At 67.5% G+C, this 13,325-nt stretch carries 12 protein-coding genes; 8 read left to right on the top strand and 4 right to left on the bottom strand.

The features are described from left to right. Positions 1 to 460: 460 nt before the first annotated feature. Positions 461 to 1,672: a tyrosine--tRNA ligase gene (tyrS, locus tag AC5P9W_RS10985; RefSeq protein WP_111097656.1), complete on the bottom strand. Its 1,212-nt coding sequence runs from the start codon at positions 1,670 to 1,672 to the stop codon at positions 461 to 463. A gap of 167 nt (positions 1,673 to 1,839) precedes the next feature. Here tyrS and AC5P9W_RS10980 point away from each other — a divergent pair, with 167 nt between their 5' ends. Beyond that, a complete protein-coding gene (locus tag AC5P9W_RS10980; protein ID WP_021203123.1) occupies positions 1,840 to 3,312 on the top strand; it encodes a M23 family metallopeptidase in 1,473 nt (490 codons plus the stop codon). Positions 3,313 to 3,377: 65 nt separating this feature from the next. Then, positions 3,378 to 4,505, top strand: a complete 1,128-nt coding sequence (locus AC5P9W_RS10975) for an anhydro-N-acetylmuramic acid kinase (protein ID WP_111101789.1) — start codon at positions 3,378 to 3,380, stop codon at positions 4,503 to 4,505. A 79-nt stretch (positions 4,506 to 4,584) separates the two neighbouring features. Here the strand turns inward: AC5P9W_RS10975 and AC5P9W_RS10970 are convergent, their stop codons facing one another. The 3 genes from AC5P9W_RS10970 to AC5P9W_RS10960 all read right to left on the bottom strand — a co-directional run bounded on the left by AC5P9W_RS10970 (position 4,585) and on the right by AC5P9W_RS10960 (position 7,063). Next, complete coding sequence (locus tag AC5P9W_RS10970; RefSeq protein WP_005407775.1) at positions 4,585 to 4,815, bottom strand: hypothetical protein; 231 nt, start codon at positions 4,813 to 4,815, stop codon at positions 4,585 to 4,587. 77 nt (positions 4,816 to 4,892) lie between these two features. Continuing rightward, positions 4,893 to 6,266: an AmpG family muropeptide MFS transporter gene (locus AC5P9W_RS10965; protein ID WP_019661780.1), complete on the bottom strand. Its 1,374-nt coding sequence runs from the start codon at positions 6,264 to 6,266 to the stop codon at positions 4,893 to 4,895. Then, a complete protein-coding gene (locus tag AC5P9W_RS10960) occupies positions 6,263 to 7,063 on the bottom strand; it encodes an exodeoxyribonuclease III (protein WP_005420469.1) in 801 nt (266 codons plus the stop codon). The genes AC5P9W_RS10965 and AC5P9W_RS10960 overlap by 4 nt, the downstream gene beginning before the upstream one ends. Positions 7,064 to 7,225: 162 nt before the next feature. Here AC5P9W_RS10960 and pyrE point away from each other — a divergent pair, with 162 nt between their 5' ends. The 6 genes from pyrE to kdpC all read left to right on the top strand — a co-directional run bounded on the left by pyrE (position 7,226) and on the right by kdpC (position 13,317). Then, positions 7,226 to 7,885, top strand: coding sequence for an orotate phosphoribosyltransferase (gene pyrE, locus AC5P9W_RS10955; RefSeq protein WP_005420471.1), 660 nt, complete (start codon positions 7,226 to 7,228; stop codon positions 7,883 to 7,885). A gap of 18 nt (positions 7,886 to 7,903) precedes the next feature. Then, positions 7,904 to 8,566, top strand: a complete 663-nt coding sequence (locus AC5P9W_RS10950; RefSeq protein WP_134735224.1) for a hypothetical protein — start codon at positions 7,904 to 7,906, stop codon at positions 8,564 to 8,566. A gap of 221 nt (positions 8,567 to 8,787) precedes the next feature. Next, positions 8,788 to 8,880: a potassium-transporting ATPase subunit F gene (locus AC5P9W_RS10945; RefSeq protein ID WP_005407770.1), complete on the top strand. Its 93-nt coding sequence runs from the start codon at positions 8,788 to 8,790 to the stop codon at positions 8,878 to 8,880. 12 nt (positions 8,881 to 8,892) lie between these two features. Further along, positions 8,893 to 10,602 (top strand): potassium-transporting ATPase subunit KdpA, encoded by a 1,710-nt coding sequence (gene kdpA, locus AC5P9W_RS10940; RefSeq protein WP_111101787.1) that lies wholly within the window; start codon positions 8,893 to 8,895, stop codon positions 10,600 to 10,602. Positions 10,603 to 10,612: 10 nt separating this feature from the next. Beyond that, a complete protein-coding gene (gene kdpB / locus AC5P9W_RS10935) occupies positions 10,613 to 12,670 on the top strand; it encodes a potassium-transporting ATPase subunit KdpB (protein WP_111101786.1) in 2,058 nt (685 codons plus the stop codon). After that, entirely contained in the window at positions 12,667 to 13,317 is a 651-nt protein-coding gene (gene kdpC / locus AC5P9W_RS10930; RefSeq protein WP_206621614.1) for a potassium-transporting ATPase subunit KdpC, read from the top strand. The genes kdpB and kdpC overlap by 4 nt, the downstream gene beginning before the upstream one ends. Positions 13,318 to 13,325: the final 8 nt, after the last annotated feature.

Below are 13,325 nucleotides of genomic sequence, written 5' to 3'. Positions count from 1 at the left end.
CGCTTGCTTTAAAACAATTAATAGTTGCTTGATCAAACGTCTGCAAGATGGACAATCACCCTTCCTGCAGGCGCCTTCACAAGATACCTGCGCATACTTTCAAAGATCCGGGGAAGTGGCCTCAGCGCCGTTCCCGTGTGCCGCGAAGTTTCCTTCGTAGCGAGCCGCCCATTATGCCAGACTTTTTCAGTCCGTCAACACCTTCGTTCGATCATCTCGTTCGGCGGTGGTGGGCGCCCTGGCGTCGCTGAAGCCCCTTGGTGGCGACCCCTGCGACGGGGGAGGAGAAGTATGTCCCCATTCCCATCATTTGTGAAGGGGGTGTGGCGATTTTTTTCACCGGATGTTGCATCTGTTCATGCGCCGCGCTGCGGTAGGACCCCGTGAAGAGCAGCCGAGCGTGGGCTTGGCTCTACAAGAGCATAAGGAAGGGCCGGCTGGCGCCGGCCCTTCCTTGATGTCAGGCAGCGATCAGGCGTACGCGGGCGAAGGTGCGCTTGCCTACCTGCAGCAGGCCTTCGAAGCCCGGCTGCAGCACCTGCTGGCCGTCTTCGACCACTTCGCCATCCACCTTCACCGCACGCTCCTTGAGCTTGCGGTTCGCTTCGGAGTTGCTCGGAGTCAGGCCGGCCGCGGTCAGCAACGCGGCGATGCGCAGGCCCTCGGCCGGAATCGCCACCTCCTGCAGCGGCAGCTGGGTGATGTCGCCCTGCCCGGTCACCGCCGCTTCCCAACCGGCGATCGCCTGTTCGGCCGCCGCGGCGTCATGGAAGCGGGTGGCCAGTTCACGCGCCAGGCGCAGCTTGACCACGCGCGGGTTCAGGCCGCCATTGGCCACCTGCTCGCGCAGCTGCACGGCCTCGGCCTGGCCGATGTCGAAGGACAGCAGCTCGATCCAGCGCCACATCAGGGTGTCGTCCACCTTCATTGTCTTGGTGACGATGTCGATGGCCGGCTCGCTGATGCCAATGTAGTTGCCCAGCGACTTGGACATCTTGTTGACGCCGTCCAGGCCTTCCAGCAGCGGCATGGTCAGCACCACCTGCGGCTTCTGGCCGTGGTGTTCCTGCAGGCCACGGCCCATCAGCAGGTTGAACTTCTGGTCGGTGCCGCCGAGTTCGACGTCGGCCTCCAGGGCCACCGAGTCGTAGCCCTGCACCAGCGGGTACAGGAACTCATGGATGGCGATGGACTGCTGGGCGGCATAGCGCTTGGCGAAATCGTCGCGCTCGAGCATGCGCGCCACGGTGTGCTGGCCGGCCAGACGGATCATGTCGGCCGCGCCCATCTTGCCGAACCACTCCGAGTTGAAGCGGACTTCGGTACGGCTGCGGTCCAGCACCTTGAAGACCTGCTCCTCGTAGGTGCGGGCGTTGGCCAGCACATCGTCGCGGCTGAGCGGCTTGCGGGTCAGGCTCTTGCCGGAAGGGTCGCCGATCATGCCGGTGAAGTCGCCGATCAGGAAAATGACCTGGTGGCCGAGGTCCTGGAACTGGCGCATCTTGTTCAGCAGCACCGTATGGCCCAGGTGCAGGTCGGGGGCGGTGGGGTCGAAGCCGGCCTTGATCCGTAGCGGGCGGCCTTCCTGCAGGCGCGCACGCAGATCCTCGAGCTTGAGGATCTCGTCGGCACCGCGGCCGATCAGGGCAAGGGCTTCTTCAATCGAGGACACGTGACTACTCCCGGCAACGCCGATTCTTCTGTGGGGTGTTAAAGCAAAGTTAACCCGATTGGCTTCACAAAAGCCAATGGGCACAAGGGTTTGACGCGCTTTTATCAGGTGTCTATGGTAACCGGCGATCAGGCCCGCGCTCCCGGGCTGCAAGGAAAGAACCGCCGATGCACAACTCCGAACAAGGGCGCGCACGCAAGCAGCGCTTCCAGGAACGCCTCCACGTCCTGCACGACAACGCCCTGCATCGGAAGCTCAGGCAACACCTTCCCGCGGCCTTCAATGAGCGCTGGACCCGCCGCCACTGGGTGCATGCCAGCCTGTTTGCCACCATCGGCGCCCTGGTGGCGACGATCGTGCCGGGCTTCTCGCACACCATCGACGCCCCCTTTGCCGACAGCCATACCAGCCTGGCACTGCCGTTGCCGCCGCTGACCATGGCCCGCCAGCAGCAGGTGCCGGGCGACAGCTGGCAGGTGCTGCGCGTGCAGCGTGGCCAGACCCTGAGCGACCTGTTCGACAAGGCCGGCATTCCGGCCACCACCCTGCACCGGGTACTGGACCACCCGGGGGCGCGCGAGGCGCTGACCAAGCTGCGCCCCGGTGCCGAGATAGCCTTCGACATGCCGCTGTCCGGCGACCTGCGCAGCATCCGTTTCGACCGCGATGCCGACAACCGGGTGGAACTGAGCCTGGTTGGCGATGACATCAAGGAGAAGGTGACCCGACGCGAGACCTCCACGCGCACCGTGGTCACCAGCGGCGAGATCACCAGTTCGCTGTATGCCGCGGCCCGGCGGGCCGGGCTGTCGCCCTCGGCGATCGCGACGATGACCGACGAGATCTTCAAGTACGACATCGACTTCTCCAAGGACCTGCAGCCGGGCGACCGCTTCAGCGTGGTGATGGATGAAACCTGGCGCGAAGGCGAGAAGGTGGACACCAGCAAGATCCTGGCGGCGACCTTCACCACCGGCGGCAAGACCTATTCCGGCTTCCGTTTCGACCGCAACGGCAAGGCCGAGTACTACGACATCAACGGCCGTTCGTTGAAGAAGAGCTTCATCCGCATGCCGATTCCGTTCGCGCGGCTGAGCTCGACCTTCGGCGCGCGCAAGCACCCGGTGCTGGGCAAGATGCGCATGCACAAGGGGGTGGACTACGCCGCGCGCACCGGCACCCCGATCATGGCCGCCGGCGACGCCCGCGTGCAGTTCGCCGGCGTGCAGCGCGGCTATGGCAACGTGGTGATCCTCGATCACGGCCGCGGCCATACCACCCTGTACGGGCATATGTCGCGCTTTGCGAACATCAAGACCGGCCAGCGCGTGGCCCAGGGCACGGTGATCGGCTACGTCGGCTCGACCGGCCTGGCCACCGGCCCGCACCTGCACTACGAATTCCGCGTCAACGGCGAGCACCGCAACCCGCTGACCGTGACCATGCCGCCGCCGGAGCCGCTGAAGGGCGCCGAGCTGGTCGCCTTCCGCGCGCAGACCGCGCCGGCGATGGCCCGCATCCAGGGCATGGAGAAGCTGATCTACGCCGATGCCAGCCCGGCACCGACCAGCCGCGACGAGGCCGCCACCGAGGTTGCCAGCGCCAAGGACAAGCAGGCAACCGGCCGCAAGCGCGGCTGAGCCCCTTCGTTGACGAAGAAGGACGCGGCAGCACAAGCTTGCCGCGTCCTTTTTTTATGCCTGCCATGAACACACCTGCCGACGCTGACGCTCCCCTGTACCTTGGCCTGATGTCGGGCACCAGCGCCGACGGCATCGATGCCGCGCTGGTGCAGTTTCCCGCCGACGGGGGCTGCCGCTTCGTGCACGGGTTGACCGCCCGCTGGGAGCCGGTGCTGCGTGCGCGGCTGGTGGCGCTGGGTGAAGGCGGCCCGCTGGACTCGCTGGAGGAACTCGGCGAGCTGGATGCGCGCATCGCGATCAACTTCGCCGAGTCGGCCAACCAGCTGCTGGCCGAAGCCGGCGTGGACCGCAGCCAGGTGCGCGCGATCGGCTCGCACGGCCAGACCGTGCGCCACCGCCCGCTGGCCGATCCGGCGTTCACCGTGCAGCTGGGCGACGGCAACCGCATCGCCGAGCTGACCGGAATCACCACGGTGTCCGACTTCCGCCGCCGCGACCTGGCAGCCGGTGGCCATGGCGCACCGCTGATGCCGGCCTTTCACCTGGGCATGCTGGGCACCGCCGATGAGGACCGCGCGGTGCTCAACCTGGGCGGCATCGCCAACCTGACCCTGATCCCGCGCGAAGGTGCGGTGCGTGGCTTCGATACCGGCCCGGCCAACGCGTTGATGGATGCCTGGTGCCAGCGCCATACCGGCCGCACCTTTGATGCCGACGGCGCCTACGCCGCCAGCGGCGCGGTGGACGAGGGCCTGCTTGCCGGCTGGCGTTCGGACCCGTGGTTCGCGCTGCCGCCGCCGAAGAGCACCGGGCGCGAGCAGTTCCACCTGGCCTGGGCCGAGGCGCACATGGGGGAAGGCCAGTACGCCGCCGCCGATGTGCAGGCCACCCTGCTGGAGCTGACCGTGGCAACCGTGGCCGATGCGCTGCTGACGCAGCAGCCGCAGACCCGGCGCCTGCTGGTCTGTGGCGGCGGGGTACGCAACCGGCAGCTGATGACGCGCCTGGCGGCGCGGCTGCCGGGAGTGCAGGTGGAGTCCAGCGCGGTACACGGGCTGGACCCGGAATACGTAGAGGCGATGGGTTTTGCGTGGCTGGCGCAGCGGACCATGGAGGGACTGGCCGGCAACCTGCCGAGCGTGACCGGGGCCAAGGGGCCGCGGATCCTGGGGGCGATCCACCTGGCGTGAGGTGGCGCCATCCACGCATGGCGTGGATCTACCGGGCAGCCGCGCGTGGGCTCGGCTCTACAGCATTGCGGCGCGGCCGCTAATCGAAGCCCTGCCCTGCCGGCAGGGCCTGCAGGGCGGCGATGGCGTCGGAGAGTGCGTCCACTTCGGGATCGCCGAAGCCGGAGCGGACCTCCAGTTCACTGCTGAACAGGCCCTGCTCCAGCAAAGCGGCGCAGGTCTGTTCGTGGGTCCAGCCGCGGGCGACCGCGACGCGTTTGATGCGTTCCAGCAGCAGCGGGTCCAGGTCCCGCAGCACAACGTCGGCCATGCTCGCTTCCCCGTTCGCAAGGCACCGCCCCCTCGGCGCGTCGGGGCGATGATCCCGCAGACCGGACGGGCAGGCAATCAGGTCGAGCTGGCGGCCTGGCGACGACGCTGCTGCAGGATCAGCAGGGCGCACAGGATCACCACCGGGATCGCCACCAGCGCGGTACCGACGAAGAACAGCGCGTAGCCTTCCAGCAGCGTTCGACCTTGTGCGAGCGCCTGTACCGACCACCCCGAGAGCCCCTTGAGCGCCTTGCCGGGCATCGCGTAGAACGAGCTCAGCAGCGCGTACTGGGTTGCCGTGTATCCGATGCTGGTCAGGCTGGACATATAGGCGATCAGCGCCGTACCGGCGAAACCGCTGGCGAAGTTGTCGATGGCCATGGCCACGGCGAAATGGGTTGTGTCCGGGCCGGAATAGGCCAGCCAGGCAAACGCCAGGTTGGAGGCCGGCCCCAGCACGGCGCCCACCATCAGCGCCGCCAGCACGCCCCAGCGCACCGAAACCAGGCCCGCCGCAGCAATGCCGACGAAGGTCGCGACCAGGCCCACCGAGCCACGCACGGCGCCCACGGTGTCCTCGTCCAGGCCGAGATCGACATAGAAGGGGTTGGCCATCGGCCCCATGACGAAGTCGGCCATGCGATAGATGCTGATGGCCACCAGGATCAGGATCGCGCCGCTGCGGTGTTCGCGGACGAAGGCGATGAACGGCCCGGCCACGGCGTCGAACAGACCGCGTGGCGTCCACAGCGAGGTCGCCTGTGCCTGCACGGCAGCCACTTCCCGCGCGGGCTCGCGGGCCATGAGCACGGCCACCACGCCAAGCGCCATCAGCACGGCCATGATCTCGTAGGAGACCTGCCAGCCGACACGGGCCGCTATGATCAGGATCAGCGCATCGGTGACCAGCAAGGCAGTGCGGTAGCCCAGCGCCGAGGATGAGGTCAGCAGGCCGAGCTGCTCGCTGTTGTCAGCGCTTTCGATGCGCCAGGCATCGATGACGATGTCCTGGGTGGCCGAAGCAAACGCCACGATCACGGCCATCACGCCGAATACGACGATGTGCTGCCAGTCGACACCCAGGAACTGGATCTGGCCGCCCTTGGGCTGGACCAGTGCCATGCCGACCAGCCCCACCACCACGACCAGCTGCGACAGCAGCATCCAGCCGCGGCGGCGGCCGAAACGACCGAACAGAGGCACGTCGGTCTTGTCGACGATCGGCGCCCACAGGAACTTCATGGTGTAGGCCAACCCGACCCATGACAGGAAACCGATCGTGCTCAGCTCGATGCCTTCCTTGCGCATCCAGAAGCCGAGCGTGTTGCCCACCAGATAGATGGGCAGGCCCGAACTGAAACCGAGCAGCAGCATCGCCAGCACCTTGCGCTGGCTCAGGTTGGACAACACCTGCTGCCACGGTCGGCGCGGCTTGGCGGCCTCGGTCACAGGTCGTAGTCCACGGTGAACGGGGCGTGGTCGGAGAAGCGCTCGTCGCGGTAGATCGAACAGCTACGCAGTTTGTCGCGCAGGCCCGGGGTGATGAACTGGTAGTCGATACGCCAACCGACATTGTTGGCACGGGCGGCGCCGCGGTTGCTCCACCAGGTGTAATCCTCGCCGGTGGGGTTGAGCAGGCGGTAGGCATCGGCCCAGCCACGGCCGGCGGCGACATCGGTGGCCTGGCCATGGTCGGCGCACAGGGCGTTGAGCCAGTCGCGCTCCTCCGGCAGGCAGCCGGAATTCTTCTGGTTGGACTTCCAGTTCTTGATGTCCAGCGCCGAACGCACGATGTTCCAGTCGCCGCACAGCACGTAGTCGCGGCCGCTGCGCGCCCACTCCTCCAGGATCGGCCGCAGCCATTCCATCACTTCGAACTTGAAGCCCTGGCGCAGGTCGCCCGAGCTGCCGGACGGGATGTAGAAGGAGACCACGCTGAGGTTGCCGTAGCGTGCCTCGATATAGCGGCCTTCGTCGTCGAACGGGGCCCAGCCCAGCGAGGTGATGACCTGGTCCGGTTCGCGCTTGCTGTAGATCGCCACGCCGCTGTAGCCCTTCTTGGTGATGGCGTCGCGATAGAAGCAGTGGTGCCCGTCCGGACGGAACATCGGGTCGGTCAGCTGGTCTTCCTGGGCCTTGGTCTCCTGGATGCACAGGACGTCGGCGTCCTGGGCACGGAACCAGTCGAGGAAGCCCTTGGTCGCGGCGGAACGGATGCCATTGGCGTTGAAACTGATGATGCGCATGCGAGGGACCTACGACAGGAAACCGGGCAAGCATACCGGTTGCCCACGGGGCTGCGCAGTCTGCCCGGCCAGGCCGCGACGCCCTTCACACGGGTCCGGACGAGCGCGAAACGCCCAGCTGGATTAGGATTTGTGCTCCAAATGAAGATGAATCGAGTTTTGATGAGCGACCACCGCCACCGTTTCCTGCAGCTGGCCCTGACCGCCGATGCCCTGCGCTTCGGCCAGTTCACCCTCAAGTCCGGCCGGCTGAGCCCCTATTTCTTCAATGCCGGTCGTTTCGACTCCGGCTCGCTGCTGTCGCAGCTCGGCGCCTGCTACGCCGATGCCATCGATGCCAGCGGGATCAAGTACGACGTGGTGTTCGGCCCGGCCTACAAGGGCATTCCGCTGGCCACCGCGATGGCCTGCGAGCTGGCCCAGCGTGGCCGTGACCTGCCGCTGTCGTTCAACCGCAAGGAAGCCAAGGACCATGGCGAAGGCGGCCAGCTGATCGGCGCGGACATGAATGGCAAGCGCGTGCTGATCGTCGATGACGTGATCACCGCCGGTACCGCGATCCGCGAAGCGCTGGGCATCATCCGCGCCGCCGGTGGCACCCCGGCCGGCATCGTGGTGGCGCTTGACCGCCAGGAGATCGCTTCGGAAACCGATCGCCGTTCGGCGGCGCAGTCGGTGGCCGAAGAGGCCGGCATTCCGGTGATTGCCGTGGCATCGCTGGCCGATCTGCTTGATTTCGCCTCCGGCAACCCGGAACTTGTGGGTTACCGTCAGCCGCTGGAAGCCTACCGGGCCCAGTACGGCGTTCGTTCGATCCGCTGACCGACCAGGGGAAAGGTCATGTCCCGAGTTCCTGCTGTTCTCCTTGCCGGCCTGCTGCTGGCCATGCCGTTCACGCTGCCGGCGCAGTCGCGGGGTGGCGACAAGGTGGAGAAGAAGCTGTACTGCTGGAACGAGGGCAAGGAGCGGATCTGCAGTGATTCGCTGCCGGCCGATGCGGTCAATCACGCCCGCGAAGAGTTCAACGCGAAGAGCGGCCTGCGCAATGCGCAGGTCCAGCGCGCGTTGACCGACGAAGAGCGTGCCGCCGCCAGCACGGTGGCCGCGCAGCAGCAGCTGGACCTGATGGCTGCGCAGACCCGCCAGCGCACCGAGCAGGCGATGCTGACCACCTATGGCAGCGAGGACGACCTGCGCCGGGTGTTCGCCGAACGCCAGGAAGTGCTGGACAACAACCTGAAGACAGCCGAGTACAACGTCACCAGCCTGCGCGAATCGCTGGTGGCGCTGCTGTCGGCCGCCGGTGACCGCGAACTGGCCGGTGGCAAGGTGGCCGACAAGCAGGCCGAGGCGATCCGCCAGCGGCATGTGCAGCTGCAGGCGCAGCAACGCCTGCAGGCCGGGTTCCTGCAGCAGCAGCAGGCGTTGAAGGCCGAAATTGAAAGCACCCTGCAGCGCTATCGCGAGCTGAAGGGCGTGGCGCCGGCGAGCCAGGCCCCGTGATTCGCTTGTAGAGCCGAGCCCATGCTCGGCTCCGCGTGACCTTGGGAAAGAGCAGCCGAGCATGGGCTCGGCTCTACAGTAGTCGGCGCCTGGTTACGGCTTGGCCCACGAAATTTATGCACTCTTTACGCATCGGCCCGGTCCGGCGCGTAGTGCGTTTATGGGCGGCAGGACGACGATGGCGGCCTGAGGTGGAGGGGTTCCACCAGGACGCTACTGCAATGTCCCCCTGGCTGTCGTTGTTGTGTGGCGTGCTGGTGCTGGTCGCCGCCGCCTATCTTCTTTATGTCGTGCTGCGGCCCGAGTCGTTCTGAGCGGAGCCGGCCATGACTGAGATGCTTGTGATTATTGCCGCCAGCCTGCTGCTGGCGTGGCCGCTGGGCCTGTACCTGGCCCGCGTGATGCGTGGCACGCCGATGAAGGTGGACGTGCTGTTCCACTGGATCGAGAAGCCGCTGTACAGGGTGTTCGGCGTCGATCCATCGCGCTCGATGTCCTGGCGCGGCTACGTGCTGGCCTTCGTGCTGAGCAACGTGGTGGTCGCGGTACTGACCCAGGCGGTGTTCATGACCCAGGCCTGGCTGCCGCTGAATCCGGACCAGATCCCGAACATGCGCTGGGACACCGCGCTGCACACGATGATCTCGTTCCTCACCAACACCAACCAGCAGCACTATTCGGGCCAGGCGCAGCTGTCCTACCTCTCGCAGATGACCGGCATCACCGGCCTGCAGGTGGTGACGCCGATGATGGGCCTGGCGCTGGCGGTAGCGACACTGCGCGCGCTGTTCTCGCGTGCGCCGCAGGCTGCGGCCGCCACCGGTAGCGGCGATGACCGCCAGGTGGCGGTGGGCAACTACTACGTGGACGTGGTGCGCCTGTGCGTGCGCTTCCTGTTGCCGCTGTGCCTGGTGTGGACCCTGCTGCTGACCAGCCAGGGCGTGCCGTCGACGATGGCCGGTGGCCCGCAGGCCACGCCGATCGATGCCAGCGCCGGCATGGCCCAGCAGAAACTGCCGCTGGGCCCGGTGGCAGCGATGGTCGCGGCAAAGCAGCTTGGCGCCAACGGTGGCGGCTGGTACGGCCCGAACAGCAGCTTCCCGCTGGAGAACCCCACCCCGCTGTCGAACGCGCTGGAGATCGTCGGCATCCTGCTGGTGCCGATGGCGGTGATCTTCATGATCGGTGCGTTCACTGGCCGGCGCCGGTTCGGCGCCCTGGTGTTCAGCTGCATGCTGGGCATGTCGCTGCTGTCCACCGGCGCGATGATGTGGAGTGAAGGGCACAGTGCCAGCGCCGCCACGCCGCTGCTGATGGAAGGCAAAGAGGTGCGCTTCGGCGCCGACGGCACGGCGCTGTGGGCCGCGGTGACCACCCAGGTTTCCAACGGCTCGGTCAACGGCATGCATGACTCGCTGGCGCCGCTGAGTGGCGGCATCGCGATGGTCAACATGCTGGTCAGCGCGATCTGGGGTGGCATCGGCTGTGGCCTGCAGCAGTTCATCGTGTACCTGCTGCTGGGCGTGTTCCTGGCCGGGTTGATGACCGGGCGTACGCCGGAACTGTTCGGCCGCAAGCTGGAAACGCCACAGGTACGCCTGCTGGCCCTGCTGGTGTTGCTGCAGCCGATCACCCTGCTGGTGTTCACCGCGATCACCCTGGCCGTGCCCGGGCTGGCCGGTACCTCCAACCCTGGCTTCCATGGCATCAGCCAGGTGTTCTACGAGTACGTCTCGGCCTACGCCAACAACGGCTCGGGCTTCGAGGGGCTGGGCGACGCCACGCTGTGGTGGAACCTGAGCTGCTCGCTGGTGCTGCTGCTGGGCCGCTTCCCGCTGCTGATCATCCCGCTGGTGGTGGCCGCACAGCTGGCCGCCAAGCGCCAGGCGCCGGAGTCTGCCGGCAGCCTGCAGATTGAAACCCCGACCTTCGCCCTGACCCTGGTCTCGGTGATCGTCATCCTGACCGTGCTGCAGTTCATGCCGGCGCTGGTACTCGGCCCGATCGCCGACCACCTCAGCCTGGGACTGCACTGAGGACACCCCGATGAGTACCCACGCAAGTTCCACCCGTAGTTCCCTTGCCCCGCGCCCTGCGCTGCTTGATGGCGCCGGCCTGCGCCGTGCGTTGATCGAGGCGGTGCGCAAGCTGTCGCCGATGCACCTGGTGCGCAGCCCGGTAATGGCGGTGGTGATGGCCGGTACGATCGTTGCCGCGATCGTCACCCTGACCGGCAATGCGCCGCTGGGCTTTGGCCTGGCAGTGACCGCGATCCTGCTGGTGACCGTGCTGTTCGGCAACTTCGCCGAAGCGGTGGCCGAAGCACGTGGCCGTGGCCAGGCCGCATCGCTGCGCCGCGCGCGCCAGGACCTGGTGGCGCGCCGCCTGGCCGCACCGCAGCCGGGGGCTGCGGAAACCCAGGTACCTGCCGCCGAGCTGCGCCCGGGCGACCATGTGATCGTCAGTGCCGGTGAGCTGGTGCCGGCCGATGGCGAGATCGTGCAGGGCCTGGCCACCATCAACGAGGCGGCGGTGACCGGCGAGTCCGCGCCGGTGCTGCGCGAGGCCGGTACCGACCGTTCCGGCGTGATCGGCGGCACCAAGGTGCTGTCCGACCAGATCATCGTGCGGGTGACCGCCGAGCCGGGCCACAGCTTCCTGGACCGGATGATTGCCCTGGTGGAGGGTGCCAACCGGCAGAAGACGCCGAACGAGATCGCGCTGACCCTGCTGCTGGCGGCGATGACGCTGACCTTCCTGGTGGTGGTGGCCACGTTGCCGGCCATTGGTGCAGCCGTCGGCGTCAAGGTCGATCCGCTGCTGCTGATCGCGCTGCTGGTGTGCCTGATCCCGACCACCATTGGCGGCCTGCTGCCGGCCATCGGCATCGCCGGCATGAACCGTGCGCTGGCCGCGAACGTACTGGCCAAGTCGGGCAAGGCGGTGGAAGTGGCCGGCGACGTCGACGTGCTGCTGCTGGACAAGACCGGCACCATCACCTACGGCGACCGCCAGGCCAGCCACTTCCATCCGCTGGCCGGCATCGATGCCAGCCAGCTGCGCGAGGCGGCACTGCTGTCCTCGCTGGCCGACCCGACCCCGGAAGGCAAGTCGATCGTGCGCCTGGCGCGCGAACAGGGCTGCGCCACCGCCGAGCCGGACCATGCCGACTACCTGGCCTTCAGTGCCCAGACCCGCATGTCCGGCGTGGATCTGGAACATGGGCGGCAGATCCGCAAGGGCGCCGCCGATGCGATCCGTGCCCACGTGCAGGCGCTGGGCGGCAACGTGCCGGCTGAACTGGCCGGGCGCGTCGAGCAGGTCGCGCGCAATGGCGCCACCCCGCTGGTGGTGGCCGAGGGTCGCCACGTGCTGGGCGTGATCGAGCTGTCGGACGTGGTCAAGCACGGCATGCGCGAGAAGTTCGCGCAGCTGCGAGCGATGGGCATCCGCACGGTGATGATCACCGGCGACAACCCGATGACCGCCGCCGCGATCGCTGCCGAGGCCGGCGTCGACGACTACATCGCCGAGGCCCGTCCGGAAGACAAGCTGGCACGCATCCGCCAGGAACAGGCCGGTGGCCGCCTGGTGGCGATGGTGGGCGATGGCACCAACGATGCTCCCGCGCTGGCCCAGGCCGACATCGGCCTGGCGATGAACTCCGGCACGCAGGCGGCGAAGGAGGCCGGCAACATGGTCGACCTCGATTCAGACCCGGCCAAGCTGCTGGCGGTCGTGGAAGTGGGCAAGCAGCAGCTGATCACCCGCGGCGCGCTGACCACCTTCTCGCTGGCCAACGACGTGTCCAAGTACTTCGCGATCCTGCCGGCGCTGTTCGCCGCGGCCGTTCCGACCATGGCCGCACTGAACGTGATGCAGCTGTCGAGCCCGCGCAACGCGGTGCTGGCGGCGCTGATCTTCAACGCCCTGGTGATTCCCGCGCTGATCCCGCTCGCCCTGCGTGGCGTGCGCTTCCGCCCGGCCACCGCAACGGCGCTGCTGCGCCGGAACATGCTGGTGTACGGCCTCGGCGGCGTGCTGCTGCCGTTCGCCGCAATCAAGCTGATCGACCTCCTTCTTGTCTTGGTATTCGGCGCATGAACCGTTCTGTTTCCACCTCCACCTCCCTGCCCCGCGAAGCGAAAGCCGAGGCCCGCGTGGCCAGCCTGCAGGATGGCGCCTGCTGGCGCCCGGCGATCGGCCTGGGTCTGGCCACCCTGCTGCTGGCCGGCGCGGTCTACGCCGGCATCGCCACCGGCTTTGCCGGGCTGGCCTACCCGACCCAGGCCGAAGGCAGCCTGCTGCGCGATGGCAGCGGCCAGGTGCGCGGCTCGGCATGGCTGTCGCAGCCGTTCACCGGTGACGGCTACTTCCAGGCGCGTCCGTCAGCGGCCAACTACGATCCGATGGCCGCGGCCGGTTCCAACCTGGCGCGCAGCAACCCGGCGTTGGCCGAACGTGTTGCCGCCAGCACGGCTGCGGTTGCCGCGCGCGAAGGTGTCGCCCCGGCGCAGGTGCCAGCGGACCTGGTCACCCAGTCCGCCGGCGGACTGGATCCGCAGCTGTCGCCGGCCGCCGCGCAGCTGCAGGTGGCGCGCGTGGCGCGTGCCCGTGGCCTGCCGGTGGAGCGCGTGCAGGCACTGGTGCAGGCGCATACCGAAGGGCGCCAGTGGGGCCTGTTCGGGCAGCCACGGGTGAACGTGGTGACGCTGAACTTCGCGCTGGACCATGCGGCCAAGACGCCGTGATGCTGGGC

Source organism: Stenotrophomonas sp. YJH_SMC_33, assembly GCF_059372295.1.
This window is presented reverse-complemented; position numbering and strand designations above follow the sequence as displayed.

Bases quoted from the DNA above. Each gene is read 5' to 3' on its own strand.
- AC5P9W_RS10980 (WP_021203123.1), top strand. From the start codon at position 1,840: ATGCACAACTCCGAACAAGGGCGCGCACGCAAGCAGCGCTTCCAGGAA.
- AC5P9W_RS10975 (WP_111101789.1), top strand. From the start codon at position 3,378: ATGAACACACCTGCCGACGCTGACGCTCCCCTGTACCTTGGCCTGATG.
- AC5P9W_RS10970 (WP_005407775.1), bottom strand. From the start codon at position 4,815: ATGGCCGACGTTGTGCTGCGGGACCTGGACCCGCTGCTGCTGGAACGC.
- AC5P9W_RS10960 (WP_005420469.1), bottom strand. From the start codon at position 7,063: ATGCGCATCATCAGTTTCAACGCCAATGGCATCCGTTCCGCCGCGACC.
- pyrE (WP_005420471.1), top strand. From the start codon at position 7,226: ATGAGCGACCACCGCCACCGTTTCCTGCAGCTGGCCCTGACCGCCGAT.
- AC5P9W_RS10950 (WP_134735224.1), top strand. From the start codon at position 7,904: ATGTCCCGAGTTCCTGCTGTTCTCCTTGCCGGCCTGCTGCTGGCCATG.
- AC5P9W_RS10945 (WP_005407770.1), top strand. From the start codon at position 8,788: ATGTCCCCCTGGCTGTCGTTGTTGTGTGGCGTGCTGGTGCTGGTCGCC.
- kdpA (WP_111101787.1), top strand. From the start codon at position 8,893: ATGACTGAGATGCTTGTGATTATTGCCGCCAGCCTGCTGCTGGCGTGG.
- kdpB (WP_111101786.1), top strand. From the start codon at position 10,613: ATGAGTACCCACGCAAGTTCCACCCGTAGTTCCCTTGCCCCGCGCCCT.
- kdpC (WP_206621614.1), top strand. From the start codon at position 12,667: ATGAACCGTTCTGTTTCCACCTCCACCTCCCTGCCCCGCGAAGCGAAA.